This window comes from Myroides odoratus (genome assembly GCF_965118575.1).
Lineage (GTDB): Bacteria > Bacteroidota > Bacteroidia > Flavobacteriales > Flavobacteriaceae > Flavobacterium > Flavobacterium odoratum_B.
In genome coordinates this window covers 50,953-69,871 of sequence record NZ_CBCPHW010000001.1, presented here as the reverse complement: position 1 = coordinate 69,871, position 18,919 = coordinate 50,953, and the positions used below count along the sequence as shown (strand labels likewise).

General features: G+C 35.2%; 25 protein-coding genes. All 25 read left to right on the top strand.

Features of this window, described 5'->3' with window-relative positions:
- The first annotated feature begins 3 nt into the window (after positions 1–3).
- Positions 4–735, top strand: a complete 732-nt coding sequence (gene fabG / locus ACMHJ2_RS00355; protein WP_413510973.1) for a 3-oxoacyl-ACP reductase FabG — start codon at positions 4–6, stop codon at positions 733–735.
- A 9-nt stretch (positions 736–744) separates the two neighbouring features.
- On the top strand, positions 745–1,968 hold the full coding sequence (locus ACMHJ2_RS00350) for a beta-ketoacyl-[acyl-carrier-protein] synthase family protein (RefSeq protein ID WP_413510972.1): 1,224 nt from the start codon (positions 745–747) through the stop codon (positions 1,966–1,968).
- Between the two features lie 3 nt (positions 1,969–1,971).
- Positions 1,972–2,220, top strand: a complete 249-nt coding sequence (locus tag ACMHJ2_RS00345; RefSeq protein ID WP_413510971.1) for an acyl carrier protein — start codon at positions 1,972–1,974, stop codon at positions 2,218–2,220.
- 8 nt (positions 2,221–2,228) lie between these two features.
- Positions 2,229–3,125 (top strand): lipid A biosynthesis acyltransferase, encoded by an 897-nt coding sequence (locus ACMHJ2_RS00340; protein WP_413510970.1) that lies wholly within the window; start codon positions 2,229–2,231, stop codon positions 3,123–3,125.
- Positions 3,122–4,030, top strand: coding sequence for a dialkylrecorsinol condensing enzyme DarA (locus ACMHJ2_RS00335; RefSeq protein WP_413510969.1), 909 nt, complete (start codon positions 3,122–3,124; stop codon positions 4,028–4,030). The genes ACMHJ2_RS00340 and ACMHJ2_RS00335 overlap by 4 nt, the downstream gene beginning before the upstream one ends.
- 5 nt (positions 4,031–4,035) lie before the next feature.
- Entirely contained in the window at positions 4,036–5,169 is a 1,134-nt protein-coding gene (locus ACMHJ2_RS00330; RefSeq protein WP_413510968.1) for a beta-ketoacyl-ACP synthase III, read from the top strand.
- 2 nt (positions 5,170–5,171) lie between these two features.
- The gene (locus ACMHJ2_RS00325; RefSeq protein ID WP_413510967.1) at positions 5,172–5,606 is read left to right on the top strand and encodes a hypothetical protein; all 435 of its coding nucleotides are present in this window, start codon (positions 5,172–5,174) and stop codon (positions 5,604–5,606) included.
- Positions 5,607–5,612: 6 nt separating this feature from the next.
- The gene (locus tag ACMHJ2_RS00320; RefSeq protein ID WP_413510966.1) at positions 5,613–6,068 is read left to right on the top strand and encodes an ABC transporter permease; all 456 of its coding nucleotides are present in this window, start codon (positions 5,613–5,615) and stop codon (positions 6,066–6,068) included.
- 4 nt (positions 6,069–6,072) lie between these two features.
- A complete protein-coding gene (locus ACMHJ2_RS00315) occupies positions 6,073–6,477 on the top strand; it encodes a hypothetical protein (protein ID WP_413510965.1) in 405 nt (134 codons plus the stop codon).
- 1 nt (position 6,478) lies between these two features.
- The gene (locus ACMHJ2_RS00310) at positions 6,479–7,474 is read left to right on the top strand and encodes a BtrH N-terminal domain-containing protein (RefSeq protein ID WP_413510964.1); all 996 of its coding nucleotides are present in this window, start codon (positions 6,479–6,481) and stop codon (positions 7,472–7,474) included.
- A complete protein-coding gene (locus ACMHJ2_RS00305) occupies positions 7,474–8,226 on the top strand; it encodes an ABC transporter ATP-binding protein (protein WP_413510963.1) in 753 nt (250 codons plus the stop codon). The genes ACMHJ2_RS00310 and ACMHJ2_RS00305 overlap by 1 nt, the downstream gene beginning before the upstream one ends.
- A complete protein-coding gene (locus tag ACMHJ2_RS00300) occupies positions 8,219–9,499 on the top strand; it encodes an ABC transporter permease (RefSeq protein ID WP_413510962.1) in 1,281 nt (426 codons plus the stop codon). The genes ACMHJ2_RS00305 and ACMHJ2_RS00300 overlap by 8 nt, the downstream gene beginning before the upstream one ends.
- Positions 9,474–9,926: an acyl-CoA thioesterase gene (locus ACMHJ2_RS00295; RefSeq protein ID WP_413510961.1), complete on the top strand. Its 453-nt coding sequence runs from the start codon at positions 9,474–9,476 to the stop codon at positions 9,924–9,926. Before ACMHJ2_RS00300 ends, ACMHJ2_RS00295 begins: the two co-directional genes overlap by 26 nt.
- On the top strand, positions 9,923–11,038 hold the full coding sequence (locus tag ACMHJ2_RS00290) for a beta-ketoacyl synthase N-terminal-like domain-containing protein (protein WP_413510960.1): 1,116 nt from the start codon (positions 9,923–9,925) through the stop codon (positions 11,036–11,038). The genes ACMHJ2_RS00295 and ACMHJ2_RS00290 overlap by 4 nt, the downstream gene beginning before the upstream one ends.
- A gap of 5 nt (positions 11,039–11,043) precedes the next feature.
- The gene (locus tag ACMHJ2_RS00285) at positions 11,044–11,667 is read left to right on the top strand and encodes a 3-oxoacyl-ACP synthase (protein ID WP_413510959.1); all 624 of its coding nucleotides are present in this window, start codon (positions 11,044–11,046) and stop codon (positions 11,665–11,667) included.
- Between the two features lie 2 nt (positions 11,668–11,669).
- A complete protein-coding gene (locus tag ACMHJ2_RS00280) occupies positions 11,670–11,927 on the top strand; it encodes a phosphopantetheine-binding protein (protein WP_413510958.1) in 258 nt (85 codons plus the stop codon).
- A gap of 3 nt (positions 11,928–11,930) precedes the next feature.
- Positions 11,931–13,127, top strand: a complete 1,197-nt coding sequence (locus ACMHJ2_RS00275) for a beta-ketoacyl-[acyl-carrier-protein] synthase family protein (RefSeq protein WP_413510957.1) — start codon at positions 11,931–11,933, stop codon at positions 13,125–13,127.
- A 3-nt stretch (positions 13,128–13,130) separates the two neighbouring features.
- A complete protein-coding gene (locus ACMHJ2_RS00270; protein WP_413510956.1) occupies positions 13,131–14,117 on the top strand; it encodes a beta-ketoacyl synthase N-terminal-like domain-containing protein in 987 nt (328 codons plus the stop codon).
- Positions 14,111–14,878, top strand: coding sequence for a polysaccharide deacetylase family protein (locus ACMHJ2_RS00265; RefSeq protein WP_413510955.1), 768 nt, complete (start codon positions 14,111–14,113; stop codon positions 14,876–14,878). The genes ACMHJ2_RS00270 and ACMHJ2_RS00265 overlap by 7 nt, the downstream gene beginning before the upstream one ends.
- On the top strand, positions 14,875–15,504 hold the full coding sequence (locus ACMHJ2_RS00260) for a LolA family protein (protein WP_413510954.1): 630 nt from the start codon (positions 14,875–14,877) through the stop codon (positions 15,502–15,504). The genes ACMHJ2_RS00265 and ACMHJ2_RS00260 overlap by 4 nt, the downstream gene beginning before the upstream one ends.
- Positions 15,482–16,096 carry a hypothetical protein gene (locus ACMHJ2_RS00255; protein ID WP_413510953.1) on the top strand — a complete coding sequence of 205 codons (615 nt, stop codon included), beginning with the start codon at positions 15,482–15,484 and terminating at the stop codon, positions 16,094–16,096. Before ACMHJ2_RS00260 ends, ACMHJ2_RS00255 begins: the two co-directional genes overlap by 23 nt.
- 2 nt (positions 16,097–16,098) lie before the next feature.
- Complete coding sequence (locus tag ACMHJ2_RS00250; protein ID WP_413510952.1) at positions 16,099–16,707, top strand: outer membrane beta-barrel protein; 609 nt, start codon at positions 16,099–16,101, stop codon at positions 16,705–16,707.
- 157 nt (positions 16,708–16,864) lie between these two features.
- Positions 16,865–17,230 carry a 3-hydroxyacyl-ACP dehydratase gene (locus ACMHJ2_RS00245; protein WP_413510951.1) on the top strand — a complete coding sequence of 122 codons (366 nt, stop codon included), beginning with the start codon at positions 16,865–16,867 and terminating at the stop codon, positions 17,228–17,230.
- Positions 17,231–17,236: 6 nt separating this feature from the next.
- Complete coding sequence (locus ACMHJ2_RS00240; protein ID WP_413510950.1) at positions 17,237–17,719, top strand: hypothetical protein; 483 nt, start codon at positions 17,237–17,239, stop codon at positions 17,717–17,719.
- Between the two features lie 8 nt (positions 17,720–17,727).
- A complete protein-coding gene (locus ACMHJ2_RS00235) occupies positions 17,728–18,918 on the top strand; it encodes a DUF2062 domain-containing protein (protein ID WP_413511178.1) in 1,191 nt (396 codons plus the stop codon).
- Position 18,919 lies beyond the last annotated feature (1 nt).

Here is an 18,919-nt window from a genome sequence, read left to right as displayed (position 1 = left end):
CGAATGAAAACCGCAATTGTAACTGGAGGATCAAGAGGAATTGGTAAGGCGATTTGTTTGAGATTAGCACAAGAAAAAAAATATCATATAGTAATAAATTATCAAGTTAACGAAGAAAAAGCGTTAGAGACTTTACGCGAAGTAGAGCAATTAGGCGCAACAGCAGAAATTCTTAGATTTGATGTAAGCAAGAATGAAGAGGTACAAGAAGTTCTATCAAAATGGGTTGAAGATAACCCAAAAGCAGTTGTAGAAGTGATTGTAAATAATGCGGGAGTTACAAGGGATGGTTTATTTATGTGGATGTCTTATGAGGATTGGAATACCGTTATTCAAACCAGTCTTATGGGCTTTTTTAATGTGACTCAATTCTTTATCCAAAAAATGTTGAGAAATCGATATGGGCGTATTGTCAATATGGTTTCTGTATCTGGTATGAAGGGAACACCAGGGCAAACGAATTATTCCGCTGCTAAAGCGGCGATTGTTGGAGCAACTAAGGCCTTGGCACAAGAAGTGGCTAAGCGAAATATTACCGTAAATGCGGTAGCACCTGGTTTTATCGAAACGGATATGACAGCCAATTTAGATGCAACTGAATTAGTGAAATTAATTCCTGTTAATCGATTTGGTAAGGCTGAAGAAGTCGCAGATTTAGTTGGTTTCTTAGCGTCAGATAAAGCAAGTTATATTACCGGAGAGGTAATCAATATTAATGGTGGAATTTATTCATAAGAAGGATTGATGGAAAGAAGAGTTGTTATAACAGGTATGGGAATTTATTCTTGTTTGGGATTAAACTTAGACGAGGTTAAAGCTTCTTTGTATGAGGGGAAATCTGGAATTATATACGACGAACAGAGACATGAAATGGGATTTCGTTCAGCTTTTACAGGCATGGTTCCACGTCCAGATTTAAAGGCGGATTTAAATAGAAGACAGAGACTTTCCGTTGGTGAAGAAACAGAATACGCGTATGTAGCTACGATGGAGGCCTTGAAAAATGCACAAATTAGCATGGACTATTTAGAGCAAAAAGAAGTCGGAATTCTCTATGGAAATGACAGTGTTTCTAAGGCCGTTATTGAAGCAACAGATATATTTCGCGATAAAAAGGATACCGCTTTAATTGGATCGGGTGCTATTTTCAAATCGATGAATTCAACCATAACCATGAATTTGTCTACGATTTTTAAATTAAGAGGAATAAATATGACAATTAGTGCCGCCTGTGCTAGTGGATCTCATGCACTTGGTTTGGGATTTGCTATGATTAAAGCAGGTATGCAGGATATTATTATTTGCGGAGGTGCACAGGAAATTAATCCATTTGCTATGGCTAGTTTTGATGGATTAGGTGTTTTTGCAGAAGAAGGAGTAGATCCCTCTCAAGCTTCACGTCCTTTTGATAAAAATAGAAATGGTTTAGTTCCTAGTGGAGGTGGTGCAACGTTGATTTTAGAAAGTTATGAATCAGCCTTAAGAAGAGGTGCACCTATTGTTGCAGAGATAATTGGCTATGGTTTTTCTTCCAATGGAGGACATATTTCAACTCCCAATGTGGATGGACCTGCAACTGCAATGCGCAGAGCGATTCAAAATGCAGGAATTGCAATTGATGAAGTAGGTTATATCAATGCACATGCTACTTCAACTCCTTTAGGTGATGCGAATGAAGCTAAAGCAATTTACGAGGTCTTTAAGGCGAATATGCCACATGTTACCTCAACAAAATCACTTACAGGACATGAATGTTGGATGGCTGGTGCTAGTGAAATTGTTTATTCTACTTTAATGATGAATAATGATTTTATTGGTCTGAACAAAAACTTTGATGAAGGGGATGAAGACTCTAACCGACTTAATATTGTTAAAAAAACACTAAATAAAAAAATTGACCTATATTTGTCCAATTCTTTTGGATTTGGAGGTACAAATTCTGCACTTATAGTAAAAAAATATAGTTGATAAATGGATAATAAAGAGATTTTTGAAAAAATTAATCAGATTTTAGTTGAAGAATTTGAAGTAGATCAAGAGGTAATTGAAGCAGAAAATAATCTAAAAGAAAGTTTGAATTTAGATAGCTTAGATTATGTTGATTTAGTTGTTTTAATCGAATCAAATTTCGGTGTTAAACTAGTTGAAGCTGATTTTACAGCTATTGTAACTTTTCAAGATTTTTATGATCTAATCGAACGCAAGATTACACAAAAGTAAGATTATTAATGGCTCAATGGCAAGGAAAATCTAAAGGTAATTTACTCGGGTATAAAATTTTCGTTTTATGTATAAAAAAGCTCGGTATCAGAATAGCATATAGCGTTCTGATATTTGTAGCTTTTTACTTTTTTATTACCGCATGGAAATCTAATAAAGCACTTTATTATTACCTCAACAAAAGACACCAGTTTAACGCGCTGAAGACGGTGTTTTTTATGTATGGGAGTTACTTTAGATTTGGTCAAGTTTTAATAGATAAAATAGCAATTTCTACAGGATTGAGAAATCGATTTACCTATGATTTTGATGGGATTGACATTTTAAAAGAGCTCTTAGCTGAAAAAAAAGGCGCCATATTAATCAGTGCACATGTGGGCAATTTTGAAGTAGCAGAATACTTCTTTGCTGATATTGACTTTGACTGTCAAATTAATCTGGTAACTACGGATAGAGAGCATACATTTATCAAAGCGTATTTTGATTCTATATCCATTAAAACCAATTTAAATTTTATTATTGTTAGTGAGGATATGTCCCATATTTTTGAGATTAATACATGCTTATCCAATAATGAAATTATTTGTTTTACGGGTGATCGATTTTTCCCTGGAAGTAAAACCTTACAAGAAGAATTTCTCGGTGAATCGGCTTTGTTTCCCGCTGGACCCTTTAGCATAGCTTCTCGCCTAAAAGTTCCCGTTGCTTATGTTTATGTAATGAAAGAAAATAATTTACACTATCATTTATACACTCGACGAGCTGAAGTAAAGCATCGCGATGCCCAACATTTACTCCAATCTTATTGTGCTAGTGTAGAAAAAATAGTAAAGAAATATCCCTTACAATGGTTTAATTATTACGATTTTTGGGAAGTACCTACCATTGAAAAGAAGAAGCGATGAAGCGTATATTGGTAATTTATTATAGTCAATCTGGGCAATTAGAACGCGTATTAGATCAATTGATTAGTCCTTTAGAAAAGGATGAAAATATTGAAGTAACTCGTTACAAAATTGAAGTAGAAAAAGCATATCCTTTTCCTTGGAAAAAAGAGGATTTCTTTAATGTATTCCCTGAATCTTTCAAGCAAATTGAACAACCTATTCTGCCCCCTTCTGAGGCTATCCTAACTCAAAAATACGATTTGGTTATACTTGGATACCAAGTGTGGTATTTAACCCCTTCTATACCCGTTAATTCATTTTTAAAAAGTGAATATGCGAAAAAATTACTAGCCCATACGCCCGTAGTAACGGTTAGTGGAAGTAGAAATATGTGGGTCATGGCCCAAGAAAAAATAAAACGTCAATTAAAAGAAGTAACAAGTGAACTGGTTGGAAATATCGCACTTGTTGATAGAAATATTAATTTAGTAAGTGTAATTACCATTGTCGATTGGATGTTTACTGGTAAGCAGCGAAAGGTATATGGTATATTACCCAAACCAGGTATTGCACCTGAAGAGATACAAGCGAGTAGTCGGTTTGGAGAAACCATAAGAACGTTTTTGTATCAGTCAAATTATCAAGGATTACAAGAAGAGTTAATACAACAGAATGCAGTAGAAGTTAGGCATTTTTTAGTTTCAATGGATCGCAAAGCCAATCGCCTTTTTGGTATTTGGTCAACTTTGATTCTCAAAGCTAAATCAAGTAAAAGACCTTTTTTATTAAAGTGTTTTAATGTCTATTTATTTATTGCTATTTGGTTGATTTCTCCTCTTGTCCATTTAATTCATATCATTTTGTATCCTTTAAAACACAAAAAAATACAACGCGATAAAACGTATTTTCAAGGAGTAAAGTAAAAGTTATGGGAAGAGTTTTTATAACAAGAGCAGCAAAATTTTTACCTAATGCGCCTATTTCAAATGATGAAATGGAAGATGTACTGGGAAAAATTGATCAACAAACGTCGAAAGCACGTAGAATAGTGTTGAGAAATAACGGAATTCAAACGAGATATTATGCGCTTACCAAACAAGGGAAGATTACACATACGAATGCTCAATTAACTTTTGAAGCTATTGAGGCTTTATGTGATAAAGATTTTACTTTATCTCAGATTGAAGTACTTTCTTGTGGAACATCAACACCTGATAGTTTGCTACCTTCTCATGCAGCAATGGTACATGGTTTAATGCAAAATCAATCCTTAGAATTAAATTCTTCTTCTGGTGTATGTTGTTCGGGCATGAATGCATTAAAATTTGGTTTTTTATCTATCAAATCAGCAAATTCAACCAATGCGGTTTGTACCGGATCAGAACGTGTATCTACGTGGATGAAATCAGAAAAATTCGAAGTTGAAGTAGCCAATTTAAAAGTTTTAGAGCAAACGCCCATTATTGCTTTTAAAAAGGATTTTTTACGCTGGATGCTATCAGATGGATGTGGAGCTTTCTTATTAGAAAATAAACCAAGAGGAGAAAATTCACTTGAAATTCTATGGATGGATTATTACTCCTATGCTTTTGAATTGGAAGCTTGTATGTATGCAGGTGGAGATAAATTAGAAGATGGCAGTATCAAACCTTGGAGTGATTATGCCTCACAAGAATGGTTGACAGAATCCGTGTTTTCTCTGAAACAAGATGTGAAAATATTGAACGAAAATGTTTTAGATAAAGGCGTTCAAAGTATGAAGGCTGCTTTGGAAAAAAATAATATAACGGTTGACGAAATAGATTATTTTTTACCCCATGTTTCGTCTCATTATTTTGTAGAAGGTTTATATACCAAATTTGCGGAAGCAGGAATGGAAATAACCAAAGATAAATGGTTTATGAATCTAAAACACGTAGGTAATGTTGGATCTGCATCCATCTATCTGATGTTAGAAGAATTAATGAATTCAGGAAAACTAAAATCAGGGGATCGCCTTTTGCTTTCAGTTCCTGAAAGTGGACGATTTTCATATGCGTATGCCTATTTAAAAGTAGTTTAACTATGGAAAAGGTTGTATTGATAACAAAAGAAATCGTTGGAAATTTAATACCCCAAAGAGCGCCAATTGTTATGGTGGATACCCTATATCAATTTGGAGAAGATTTTATTGAAGCAGGTTTGTCTATAAAAAGCGATAATATTTGCGTCGAGGATGGTTATATGCAAGAAGCTGGTATTATAGAACACATGGCACAAGCAGTAGCTCTACATACAGGATATGCGTATTATTTGCAAAATAAACAAGCCCCAACAGGCTATATTGGAGCTATCAAGAAAATTGACATTAACCAGTTGCCAGAAGTCGGAGAAAAATTAATTACTAAAGCCCAAATATTACATGAATTTATGGGGGTAACTTTAGTTGAATTGACAACAACTTGCAATGAAATACTAATAGCAACTGGACAAATGAAAACAGTCCTCGCACAATCTTAATTTCCTATGGTCAATACTAAAGTAATTGAAATACAAAATTATTTACCACATCGAGCTCCTATGCTGATGGTAGATATTATTACAGCAATCAATGCTGAGAGTGTTGCTACCCTATTTGAAATAAAAGAAGACAATATTTTTGTTGAGAACAACGTATTTTCTGAAGTAGGATTAATGGAGAATGCAGCACAAACGTGTTCTGCAATTGTGGGACAAACGTTTTTTTTTGATGAAAATCAAAAGGAACGAAAAGAGGTCCATGTCTTGGGATTTATTAGTGCAATGAAAAAAGTGACCATTTTAGGTTTACCTGCTGTACACGATAAAATACATACAGAAGGGAAATTGATTTCCCGCATGGATGGAGATGATTTTTCAATCTGTTTGATAGAGGTGACGAGTAGGACAAATACACAATCCCTATTAAAGGCAGAAGTGAATCTTTTTTTACAAAAACAATAAGCATATGAAAGAGTCTGATGTACCCCAAGATAAAAGCAGTTTACTGGATAATGACATCCAAGAATTGTGTTATGCGGTGAATGATAAAGGTGAATACGTAACAGCGCTCAGTTCGGGTTGGGAAACGAAAACTATTGTTCAGGAAGCTACATTAGAGGGTATTAATGCACGTGTAAAAGAAGCCCAAGAACAAGTTGCCAATGGATTAGTGAGTCCAATCGTTTATTTCATGGAGTTAAATCGAATGGATTTACCGACGTTAAGTGCGTATGCCTCTTTGTGGAGATGGCGAGTGAAAAGACATTTTAACCCCCGCGTTTTTAAAAAATTAAGTACACGTATACTGCAAAAATATGCGAATGCTTTTGATATTTCTATTGAAGAATTAAAAGCATTTAATGGCAAATAAGATGAAGATAAATTTTGTACATAAACAGGCAGCCCATTGTGAAAATGGCGTAGCTTCAAATTTATTGAGTAACCAAGGTATTCAAATCAGCGAACCGATGGCTTTTGGCATTGGATCTGGATTGTTTTATGTTTACCTGCCTTTTATAAAAGTAAATCACGCACCAGCAATTAGCTATAGACCTTTACCAGGCCTTATTTTTAATCGTTTAGCCAAGCGACTAGGACTAAAAGTAAAGCGTGTTAAATTTAGCGATAAACAGAAAGCACTACGTGAATTAGAAACTAAACTTGCCGAAGGTATACCTTGTGGATTACAAGTAGGTGTTTATCACCTACCCTATTTTCCAGAAGAATATCGCTTTCATTTCAATGCTCACAATTTAGTAGTTTATGGAAAGCAAGAAGCTAATTTTTTAGTGAGCGATCCCGTGATGCCAACTTCCACACAATTGACCCCTGCGGAATTAGAAAAAGTTAGATTTGCTCAAGGCGCTTTTGCACCTAAAGGTCAAATCTATTACCCTATAGCTATTCCTCAGCAAATTGACTGGGAAAAGGCAATCGTAAAAGCCATTAAAAAAACGTGTAATGATATGTTAGCTCCTGTTCCTATTGTGGGAGTAAGAGGAATGCGAATGGTAGCAAAGTCCATTCTAAAGTGGCCTAAAAAACACGGCATACCCAAAGCTAACCATTTTTTAGCACAAATGGTGCGTATGCAAGAGGAAATAGGAACTGGCGGTGGAGGTTTTCGATTTATTTATGCCGCATTTCTACAAGAAGCTGCTAAAAAGATAAATAAACCTGTTTTAAACGATTTAGCAAGTGAAATGACTGCTATAGGGGATTCATGGAGAGATTTTGCTGTAAATGCAGCCAGAGTGTATAAAAAAAGAAAAAATGGAGAGGATGTATACCTCAACTTGTCGAATGAATTAAAAGCGCTCGCAGACCGAGAAGAAATATTCTTTAAAAAGCTTAAAAAAGCCCTTTAATGAAAGCAGTTGTCATTGATATACAGAAATTGTACAAGCAATATGAAGGAGCTGATTTCTTTTCTATTGAAGACGTTTCTTTGCAAATTCACAAAGGAGACTTTTTAGGCTTATTAGGACCCAATGGTGCAGGTAAAACAACTCTTTTATCGATGCTATATGGCTTGTTAAAACCCTCTTCTGGAAGCTTGCAAATAGAAGGAAATACGTATCAGCAGCAAGAAAAAGAAATAAAGAAAATAATAGGTGTTGTTCCACAAGAATATGCCCTTTACCCCACACTTTCTGCCTATGAAAATTTGCTTTTTTTAGCGAGTATGTACGGATTAAAAGGAAAAGACCTCAAACAAAAAATTCAACAATACTTAGCCTATTTAGGCTTAGAAGCATTTGCCCATAAAAGAATTGAAACATTTTCTGGAGGAATGAAAAGACGCGTTAACTTAATCGCTGGGATTCTTCATCAACCGACTATCCTTTTCTTAGATGAACCAACAGTAGGTGTAGATTTGCAATCCCGTTTGTTGATTGTTTCTTTTTTGAAAGAACTAAATGCAAAGGGAACAACGATTATTTATACGTCCCACCATTTACACGAAGTACAAGAATTGTGTAAATCGATTGCTATTATCGATCAAGGAAAAATATTTGCCTTAGGAACAAGTGAAGCACTGATGACACAAACAAATACCGCGAACTTGGAAGAGGCTTTTTTGAAATTAACGGGTATAAATCTGAAAGACAATGTATAAGTTATTCATGACCATCCGAAAAGAAGCCCTTTTACTAGTCAGAGATTTAGGTGGCTTAGCCGTGCTATTTGTTATGCCTGTATTTTTGGTGATTGTTGTAACGTTAATTCAGAATAACACCTATGAGAATATAACGAATCAGAAATTGAAGGTATTGGTTATTGATCAAGATAAAGAAGAAGTTTCAAAAGCCATCTTTGACGAAGTTAGAGCCTTAGGGAGCTTTGAAATAATAACTGAACTAAAGGGTGTAGAACTCACAGAAGAAAGTGCTGCAAATGCAGTTGTAAAAGGAGAATATCAATTGGCTATAGTCATTCCTAAACGTTTAACGAATGATATTCAAAACTATATTAAAGCGAATGTAAAAGAAGTATTAAATCTTGCAGATACCTCGGCACACCAACAAAAAGAAAGAGTTGTATTGCCGTCAAAAGAAGTAATCTTGTATTTTGATCCCGCCTTGCAGATTGCTTATAAGGAGGGAATTAAAGCCGCAATTGATCGCATTGTAACGCAAACAGAAAATAAATTTATTTACGGTGCATTTGCAGAGCAATTAGATATACCTAGTGATAGCGCCATTTTAAAACAAGAAGCCCTATTTTCTTTTAAAGAAATATCTCCCCTTGATTTACAAAATGAAATAAAACCCAATGCGGTACAGCACAATGTACCTGCTTGGTCTTTATTTGCTATTTTCTTTATTATCGTGCCTTTTGCCATGAATTTGGTCAAAGAAAAAAACCAAGGAACTAAAGTAAGATTATATACTGTACCTACTTCAATGACACTTATTTGGGCAGGGAAAATTATAACCTATTTAGTTATTTGTTTGTTGCAATTTTACTTGATCTTACTGGTGGGGAGATTTATTTTCCCTCTACTTGGACTCGTTTCTTTTGTGGTTGGAAATCAGTTGTTTAATTTGAGTATTTTGACTTTGTGTATTGGTTTATCTGCGATATCTTTAGGTGTAGTTTTTGGAACAATAGCCAAAACACAAGAACAATCTTCTCCTTTTGGAGCAACTTTTGTTGTAATCCTAGCCGCTGTTAGTGGTGTATGGGTTCCGGCTTTTGCAATGCCTGTGTTTATGCAGTACATCGCAAAATTATCTCCTATGAACTGGGGATTAGAAGGATACTATACCCTATTGCTTAGGCAAGGGGGACTATGGGAAATAAGAAATGAGATTATTTTGTTACTTTTGTTTGCTTTAGTAATGATCTCAATAGCGTTGTTTTATGATAAGAAAAAAAGATCTTTATAAAGAAGTTTCCGAACTTACAGTTGAAGTAGAAACAAGAGTTCGATTCAACGAAACAGACGCCCTTGGCATTGTCTGGCACGGGAACTATTTGGTGTATTTTGAAGATGCAAGAGAAGCATTTGGAAGAAAATATGGAATAGCTTATTTAGATATGCTAAAAGCAGGCTATGTTACGCCAATCGTCGCTTCTTCATTAGCCCATAAATTGACCTTGAAATATGGCGATATAATTCGAATTCAAGCCACTTATGTGACAAGTCCTGCGGCGAAAATTATATTTAAATTTAGAATTTTAAATGCGAAAGATCAAGTGGTTTGTACTGGTGAAACAACTCAAGTTTTTCTAGATCAAGCAAACAATTTATCATTGGCAATACCTCCTTTCTATGAAGAGTGGAAACGAAAATTAGGATTGATACAAACATGAAAAAGGTTTATATAAATAAAACAGAGTGTTTCAGTTCTATAGGATTTGGCAAAGAGCACAATTGGAACGCGATTCAACAGCAACAGACGGGAATAAAAAAAATCGATGAATTTGGTTTTATCTCTAGCTTTTATGGAGGACAGATTTCAAGTGAGCAATTACAAGAACAAACGATAACGAGTGAGGAGAATTCGTTTACTCGTTTTGAGCGCATGCTAATCGTTACGCTAAAGCCCATTTTAGATCAACAAACTCTTTCTGATAAAACAGCTTTAGTTATATCTACAACCAAAGGGAATATCGCCGCTTTAGCGGAAGGAAACCTTGCAGAGGCAGACCTTAATCGTTCGGCAAAGCGCATTGCTGCTTTTTTTGGGTTTAAAAATAAACCTATTCTTGTTTGCAATGCTTGTGTATCTGGAATACTTGCCCTTGCTGTCGCGAAGCGATTAATTCAAATGCAACAGTGCGAAGATGCTTATGTGATTGCAGCAGATGAGTTAACTCCATTTGTGGTTTCGGGGTTCCATAGTTTTCAAGCGATGAGTGACGAACCTTGTAAACCTTTTGATGTAAATCGCAAAGGAGTTAATTTAGGGGAAGCTGCCGCTGCCGCTTATTTAAGTACAACGTGTATTGAAGGTCAATCGTTTGAAATTTTAGGCGAAGCATCTATTGCAGATGCCAATCATATATCGGGGCCTTCTCGTACAGGCGAAGGTTTGTTTTTAAGCATTCAACAAGCACTGAAACAAGCGAATATCTCCGCAGATCAAATAGATGCTATCTGTGCTCATGGAACAGCAACCGCTTACAACGATGAAATGGAAGCTATTGCCTTTGACCGCCTGGGGTTGGCCTCAAAACCAATTCACAGTCAAAAAGGTTATTTTGGACATACCTTAGGTGCAGCAGGCTTACTAGAATTGGTGCTATTATTACAAAGTATGAGACATGATGAGTTGATTGTTTCGAAAGGATTTGAGCAACTAGGAGTCTCCAAAGAGGTAAACATCACTAGGCAAGTAGAAGCCCTACCCTTGCATACGGCGTTGAAAACCGCTTCAGGTTTTGGAGGATCAAATACAGCATTAATTATAAGTAAAAAGTAAGAACAATGAGTGAACCCACTTTTTATATCACTGATTATTGCCAGATTGAATCAGGTCAAGTCAATGTAAATGGAGAAGTATTATTTCGTATTTCTGCAGATGAAAAAGAAGATTTAGCTCTTTTTTTGAAACGAGTATACAAAGAAAAAGCCTTGGATTATCCCAAGTTTTTTAAAATGGATAGGTTGAGTAAATTGGCTTTCATAGGAGCGGAATTGCTGTTAAATCACAATACGGAGACGCTTCCGAATCCGGATATTGCACTAATTTTGAGTAATGCAACATCTAGTTTGGATACCGATTTAAAACACAGCGAATCCATTAGTGATAAAGACGCTTTTTATCCAAGCCCTGCTATATTTGTCTATACCTTAGCAAATATTTGCTTGGCCGAAATTAGCATCCGACACAAATTACAAGGAGAAAATGCTTTTTTTATAGCGCCAACTTATGATATAGCGATGATGCATAGCTATGCGGAGTATTTGTTGCAAACACATCGAGCTGAAAAAGTTTTAACGGGTTGGGTGGATTATTTAAACGGAGAATATAAATTGGTATTTTACACAATAGAAAAACAAGGAAAAGTACCACACACAATAGAAAGTATTAAGCATTTATTTGAATAGAAATGGAAAATTTAAAAACAGAATTAAAAACAAAAATTATTGACGTTTTAAACCTTGAAGATATTGAAATCAACGATATCCAAGACACGGATTCTCTTTTCGGAGATGGATTAGGTTTAGACTCTATTGATGCTTTAGAATTAATTGTATTGATGGATAAAGAGTATGGAATCAAATTAAGCGACCCAAAAGAAGGGAAAGCTATTTTCCAGTCTATTGAGACCATGGCACAGTATATTTCAGAACATAGAACAAAATAAAAGATGCAAGATCGTATAGTCGTTACTGGAATGGGAATAATTTCTGCAATCGGACATTCCGTTGAAGAAAATTACCAAGCGTTACTATCGAATCAAGTAGGTATAGGTTCATTAACCTTGTTTGATTCCATTCATAAAAACAACATCAAAGTAGGTGAAGTTAAGATGACTACAGATGAATTAGGAAAGCAATTGAACCTACCTGAAGAGAATAACTATACGAGAACTGCTTTGTTGGGCGTTTACGCCGCAAAACAAGCTATTAAGGCCGCAGAAATACAAGATATTAATGCTGTTCGTACAGGATTAATATCTTCTACTTCGGTAGGTGGGATGGATTATATTGAACAATATTACAACGTCTTTCAAACGGATCCTAGTGTCAGAAAATACGTGTCGAGTCAAGAGGCTGGAGATTCAACAGAAAAAATAGCGGATTACCTCGGATTAAAAGGCTATGTTTCAACGATTAGTACCGCATGTTCTTCCGCAGCAAATGCCTTGATTATGGGCTGTCGAATGATTAAAGCAGGAAAACTAGATCGCGTTATTGTGGGGGGAACGGATGCTTTAGCTAAGTTTACAATAAATGGGTTTAATACCCTAATGATTTTATCAGACACAGATAATACTCCTTTTGATCACAATAGAAAAGGACTAAACTTAGGAGAAGCTGCTGCTTATCTTGTATTAGAACGAGAAACGATTGCGATTGCTCGAAACAAAAAGATTCTAGGTGTAGTTACAGGCTATGCCAATGCCAATGATGCCTACCATCAAACGGCTTCCTCTGAACAAGGGGAAGGCGCATTTTTAGCGATGCAAAAGGCATTAGCGATGGCTCAGATGTCCAAAGAGCAGATTGACTATATCAATGCGCATGGAACAGCGACACCCAACAATGATCTTTCTGAAGGAAGAGCGATTCAACGCATTTTTGGCGAAGAAGTTCCCGTGTTTAGTTCAACTAAACCCTTTACGGGGCATACCTTAGCCGCAGCTGGTGCTATAGAAGCCGTTTATAGCATATTGGCTTTACAACATGACGTTGTTTTTGCTAATTTAAACCATAGTACACCTATGGAAGAATTAACGATTGTGCCTCAAAGAACAACCCTGCATAAACCCATTCAAACCGTGATGTCGAATTCCTTTGGATTTGGTGGCAATTGTTCAACCCTTATTTTTGAAAAAGCTTAGGAGATGGAAAAAGTATTTATTAATGGATTAGCGTCGATTTCGATCCAAGAACAAACAAGAAATTTTGATTTCCAAACGCTTAAAAAAATTACACAGGGCGTAAATGAAGCCCATCAACCTTCTTACAAAGAATTGATTGCGCCTGCGATGGTCCGAAGAATGGCAAAAGGAGTTAAAATGGGCATTTATACGGCTCATTTTGCCCTAGAAGAAGCCAATATTAAAGTTCCACAAGCTATTATAACAGGAACAGGATTAGGTTGTTTGGTAGATTCAGAAAAATTCTTAGAATTACTGCTAGAGAATAACGAAAGTTACCTTACCCCTACTTCTTTTATTCAGTCTACACACAATACGGTGGGTGGACAGATTGCCTTGCATTTAGGATGCAAAGGGTATAACTTTACATATGTTCATCAAAATAGTTCTTTCGAATCCGCTTTATTAGACGGGATGTTACAAATTAAAGCCCAAGAAATTGACAATGCTTTAATTGGTGGAATTGATGAAATAGGTGCTACCACCATTAAAAACCTTCAAGCAGCGGAATTAGTTAATACAGCAGAAACCGTCTTCAATACGGGAATCAATACAGGTGAAGGGACTACTTTTTTTGTACTCGATTCTAAGTATTCCGCCCACAGTTATGCAGAAATAGTAGATATTCAAATTAGTAATTCAATAGAGGAAGACAGCCTTACTATCTTTTTAGCACAGCATAATATCTCGGCTAGTGAAGTTGAGGTTTTGTTTCTTGGAAGTTGTGAATTACCCGTAGATCAGCACTATTTTGAGACAATAAAAAATACCCTAACTGACGCACAAATTATAACCTACAAAGACTATGTAGGACACCATCATACTTCTTCATCCTTTGGTCTATTATTGGCCGCAGAATGGATGAGAAAGCAAGAGAAAGTCAATTATATTCTCCTTTACAATCAATTTTCTGGAAAAGATCACAGTTTTATTTTATTGAAGAAATGTTGAGAAAAACAGTTGTTGGAATAACGCTTTTATATCTGCTGATTGTGCTTTATTTTTATATAAATAATAGCCTTTCCTTGATGTGGTTACTTCCAGGAATTATTTTTTTTATAGGAATGTTTACCTGGGGCATTTTTGATATTCGCTTAGGTTTTTTTATCCCTGTTTTTACAAAAAACAAAAATAGAAAGACAAGTACAATTGCCTTGACTTTTGATGATGGACCTACCCTTTTTACCCCTCAGGTTTTGGATTTACTGAAGCAATACCAAGCTCATGCTACTTTTTTTTGCATCGGAAAACAAATAGAACAATATCCCGATATCGCTCAAAGAATACTTGCAGAAGGACATACGTTGGGGAATCACAGTTATTCTCATCCCTCTACCATGGGATTTTTATCTACAGCTCAAGTACGAGAGGAAATTCAAAAATGCGAGGATGTCATTCAACGTGTATTAGGGATTCAAACGCCTTTTTACCGCCCTCCTTTTGGTATCACCAATCCTCATATTGCCAAAGCAATTCAGCAAACCAAACACCGTGTAATTGGTTGGGATAATCGATCGCTTGATACAGTTATATCGAATACAGAGACGCTCTATACTCGCGTGTATAGACGCATCAAAAAACAACCACTTGTCTTGTTTCATGATACAAATGAGAGAACAGTACTCACTTTAGAAAGACTTTTGAAGCAAGTACAGCAAGAGAAGTATAAAATTGTTAATTTAGTTGAATATTTAAATGGAGGAAAAGAATGAAAAAAATAATCTTTACCGCTTTACTACTGGGGTCTACCTTTTTGGGGTTTAGCCAAGAAAAAGCAATGACAAAAGATGAAAAAGAAACGTTTAAAAAGGAAATTGTCACTACAACCAAAGATATAAAAACACTTTCGACTGATTTTGTTCAATACAAAAATATGAGTTTTATGTCGAAAGAGATAGAATCCAAAGGACAAATGCAGTTGGGTATTCCCAACAAATTGCTTTGGAAATACACAGCACCCTTTGCCTATAGTATTTCCTTCTCAGACAATAAAATCACCATTAATGATCAAGGGAAAAAGAATAAAATTGACATTGGAAATAATAAAAAATTTGCCAAAATAAATACACTTATTGTGGGAAGCATCAGTGGAAATATGTTTGATGAAAAAGAATTTACTATCTCTTATTTCAAAGCTAAAAATAGACGTATTGCCAAATTAGTTCCACTTAGTAAAGAAATTTCTCAATATATTAGTGAAATTGTGTTGTATTTTGATGAAGGGCAAAGTACCGTTTCTGAAGTGAAATTAGTTGAACCTTCAGCAGATTATACGCGCATTGTCTTTAGCAATAAAAAAATAAATATAAAGTTAGATGAAGCCGCTTTTACTAATTAGTCTAGTTTCGTTGCTGTTTTTTTCTTGTAAGGGTTATTATGGTCCTATTACAAGTAAAGACGACTATACAAAAGGCTCGTTCACCGTACAAAATAAGTATTTTTCCACCATTGGTGAAGAACATATTTTTCGCGCTAATATTCAAGTATTTAAAAAAGAATTGAGTGGATTGTTAGTCGTTAAGCGAATAGATGAGCAACTGCATCGCATTGTTTTGACCTCCGATTTTGGCAATACCTTATTTGATTTTTCGATTTATAAAACCGACTATAAAACAAATTATGTCATGCCCGATTTGGACAAAAAAATAATCTTAAACTTCTTGGCTAAAGATTTTGGTTACTTAGTTGAAGAAAACTATGCGATGAGTGCCAAGGCAAGGCAAAATAAAGGCACAATCTACTCAGGTACCTACAAAAAAAAGAAAGCGTTTGTCATTGTTGATCAAGACGGTGAAGTAAGAGAAGTAATAGCCGCAAATGCAAGGAAACCGAAAGTAGTGTTTACGTATCCTCAAGAAGAAACCGGAACAGTTGAAATACAACACAAAAATTTTCCTTTAGAAATTCGATTAACACCTTTAACTAAATAATTATGCTTAAAAAATTACTACTTGTTACCTCTCTGATTTTAGGAGTTACAACGGGCTCGTATGCTCAAAAGAAATTCACGCCTGGCGTTAGAGGCGGATTGAGTTTATCAACGCTTACGAATGCTGAAGCGGATTATAAAGCGGGCTTTTATATTGGAATACAATTTCCGATTCACATCGCGAAGTTTTATACTTTACAGCCTGAGATTAATTATACACGCCAAGGGGCTAATAAGGTTAATTTGGACGCGTATTACAACTATACGTGGAACACGAGTCCTGGTCAATTTTCACAAACAGAAGATATAAACTTAGGGTATATTGATATTAATGTGATTAATAAATTTCGTTTTAATAAATTTAATTTACATGCTGGACCTGGATTAGCTATTATGACAGAAGGAAGTAGCAAAACAGATTTTTATGGAGATTTAACCTTGAATCTCGGTGTTGGATATAAAATCACTGAGCAGTTAGAAGTTGAAGCAAGATGGAGACAAGGATTCGTTAGAGTGATAGATAAAGATTATTGGGGTAATAACTATTGGGGAGGCTATGGAGATGAAACCTTTAACTCCAGCTTCCAAATTGGTTTAAACTTTACCTTTTAAAGTATGCATACCTAAACTCTTTTTCAGCAATGGAAGAGAGTTTTTTTATTAGGAAGCTATACTGTTAAAACCATTTACATAGATACGAACGGTTTTTCCATAACTATACGTATTTTTTAATTAGTTTTGTGAAATTAAAAAGGCAATCGGATATTTTATGTTGATTAAGGAATTTTATCGTGTAGTTTCAATTCAAAAGATGGAAACTGATTTTCAAGCAATAATTGAATTGAATAAGGAGCATGCTATTTTTGAGGGACATTTTCCCGATAACCCAGTGATGCCAGGGGTGGGTATGATTCAAATTATAAAAGAACTCGTTGAAACCACAAGTAGCAAAAAGTTGCTCATGCAACAAGTATCGAATGTGAAATTTATGACCTTAATCAACCCACAGGTTCACACTATATTGCAAGTTAACTTTGCTATAGAAGAAAAAGAAGATAGTATAAAAGTAAAGAGTAGTATTCGTTTTCAAGATTCTATTGCTTTAAAAATGAGTAGTGTATATAAACAAAAATAAAAAAAGATGAAGATAGTTCTAGCATTAGTAGTTAGTTGGCTTAGTTTTTTTCAAGTTTCAACTACAGATTTGAGCAAGAGTTTTCAGCAGGCGAGTCAATCTGCCGAACAAGCCGAAGCCTTTTATGAAAAAGTATTGACCATTCAATCAAAAGATGAATCCGCAACGTTATATAAAGGAGCTGCCTTAGTTACGAAAGCGAAATTTGCGAGTAAAATAAGCGAAAAAAAGAGTTTAGTAAAAGAAGGCGCTTTGTTAATTGAAGCAGCGATAGAAAAAGAACCCAATAAGGTGGAGTTTCGCTTGGTTCGCTTGATCATTCAAGAAAATACACCTAAAATTGTAGGCTACTATAAAAATAAAGAAAGTGATAAAAATATGATTGTTGAACACTATAGCAAGCAGCAAACTTCTTTAAAAAACTGGATTAAGTCGTACGCAAACCAATCAAAAACATTTACAGCTGAAGACCGGAATAAACTGCTTTAACAAGCATGATGATGATAGAAAGCTCTGAAAATAATACAGATAAAATAAAGGAATGGGGAATTTGCATTCTAATTCCTACCTACAATAACCACAAAACCTTACAACGTGTTTTAGATGGCGTATTAGCATTTACTTCAGATGTAATTGTTGTAAATGATGGTTCTACAGACCAAACCGCGGCTCTCTTAGAAACGTATAAAGATAAACTAACGCTGCTGCATTTACCTCAAAATAAGGGAAAGGGAAATGCATTGAAAGCTGGATTTGCAAAAGCACATGCTTTGGGATTTTCTTACGCAATTACCATCGACTCCGACGGGCAACATTACCCTTCTGATATACCCGTATTCGTTGATTATTTAGCACAAGCTAAAAATAAAAATATTTTGTTGATTGGTTCAAGAAACATGAATCAAGAGGGCGTTCCCAAAAAAAGTAGTTTTGGCAATAAATTTTCCAATTTCTGGTTTTGGTTCGAAACGGGAATCTCCCTTTCTGATACCCAATCTGGCTATCGGTTGTATCCACTGAAAAAATTAGCTAAAAAGTATTATACCAGAAAATTTGAATTTGAGATAGAAGTAATTGTACGTGCAGCTTGGAATGAAGTTGAGGTAAAAAATGTACCTGTACACGTATTATACGATAAAAGTGAACGTGTATCTCACTTTCGTCCTTTTAAAGATTTTACGCGTATTAGTCTACTAAATACCGTATTAGTCTGTATCACTTTGTTGTATATCATCCCGCGGAATTTCTTTCGCAGTTTTAAAAAAAAAAGCTTTAAAGCCTTTATAAACGAAGATCTTCTTGGAAGTAATGATACCGCATATGTAAAGGCATTATCGATTGGATTAGGAACGTTTATTGGCTTATCTCCCCTTTGGGGATTGCATTCGTTCCTGGCTATTTTCCTAGCCATCACCTTTCGCTTAAACAAAGTATTAGCGTTTGCCTTTTCTAACGTGAGTATCCCTCCCATGATTCCCCTCATCATTTATGCCTCGCTGCAATTAGGTTATTATATTGTGCCTAATGGAAGTCAACACATCGCATTGAGTGAATATAGTTTAACGGCTATATCTGAACATTTGGTACAATATGTTTTAGGTAGTTTCGCATTGGCTATAACCGTTAGTTTTTGCTTGGGTTCAATCAGTTTTTTTTTCATTTCAATCAGTAATAAACAGAAAAAATAAA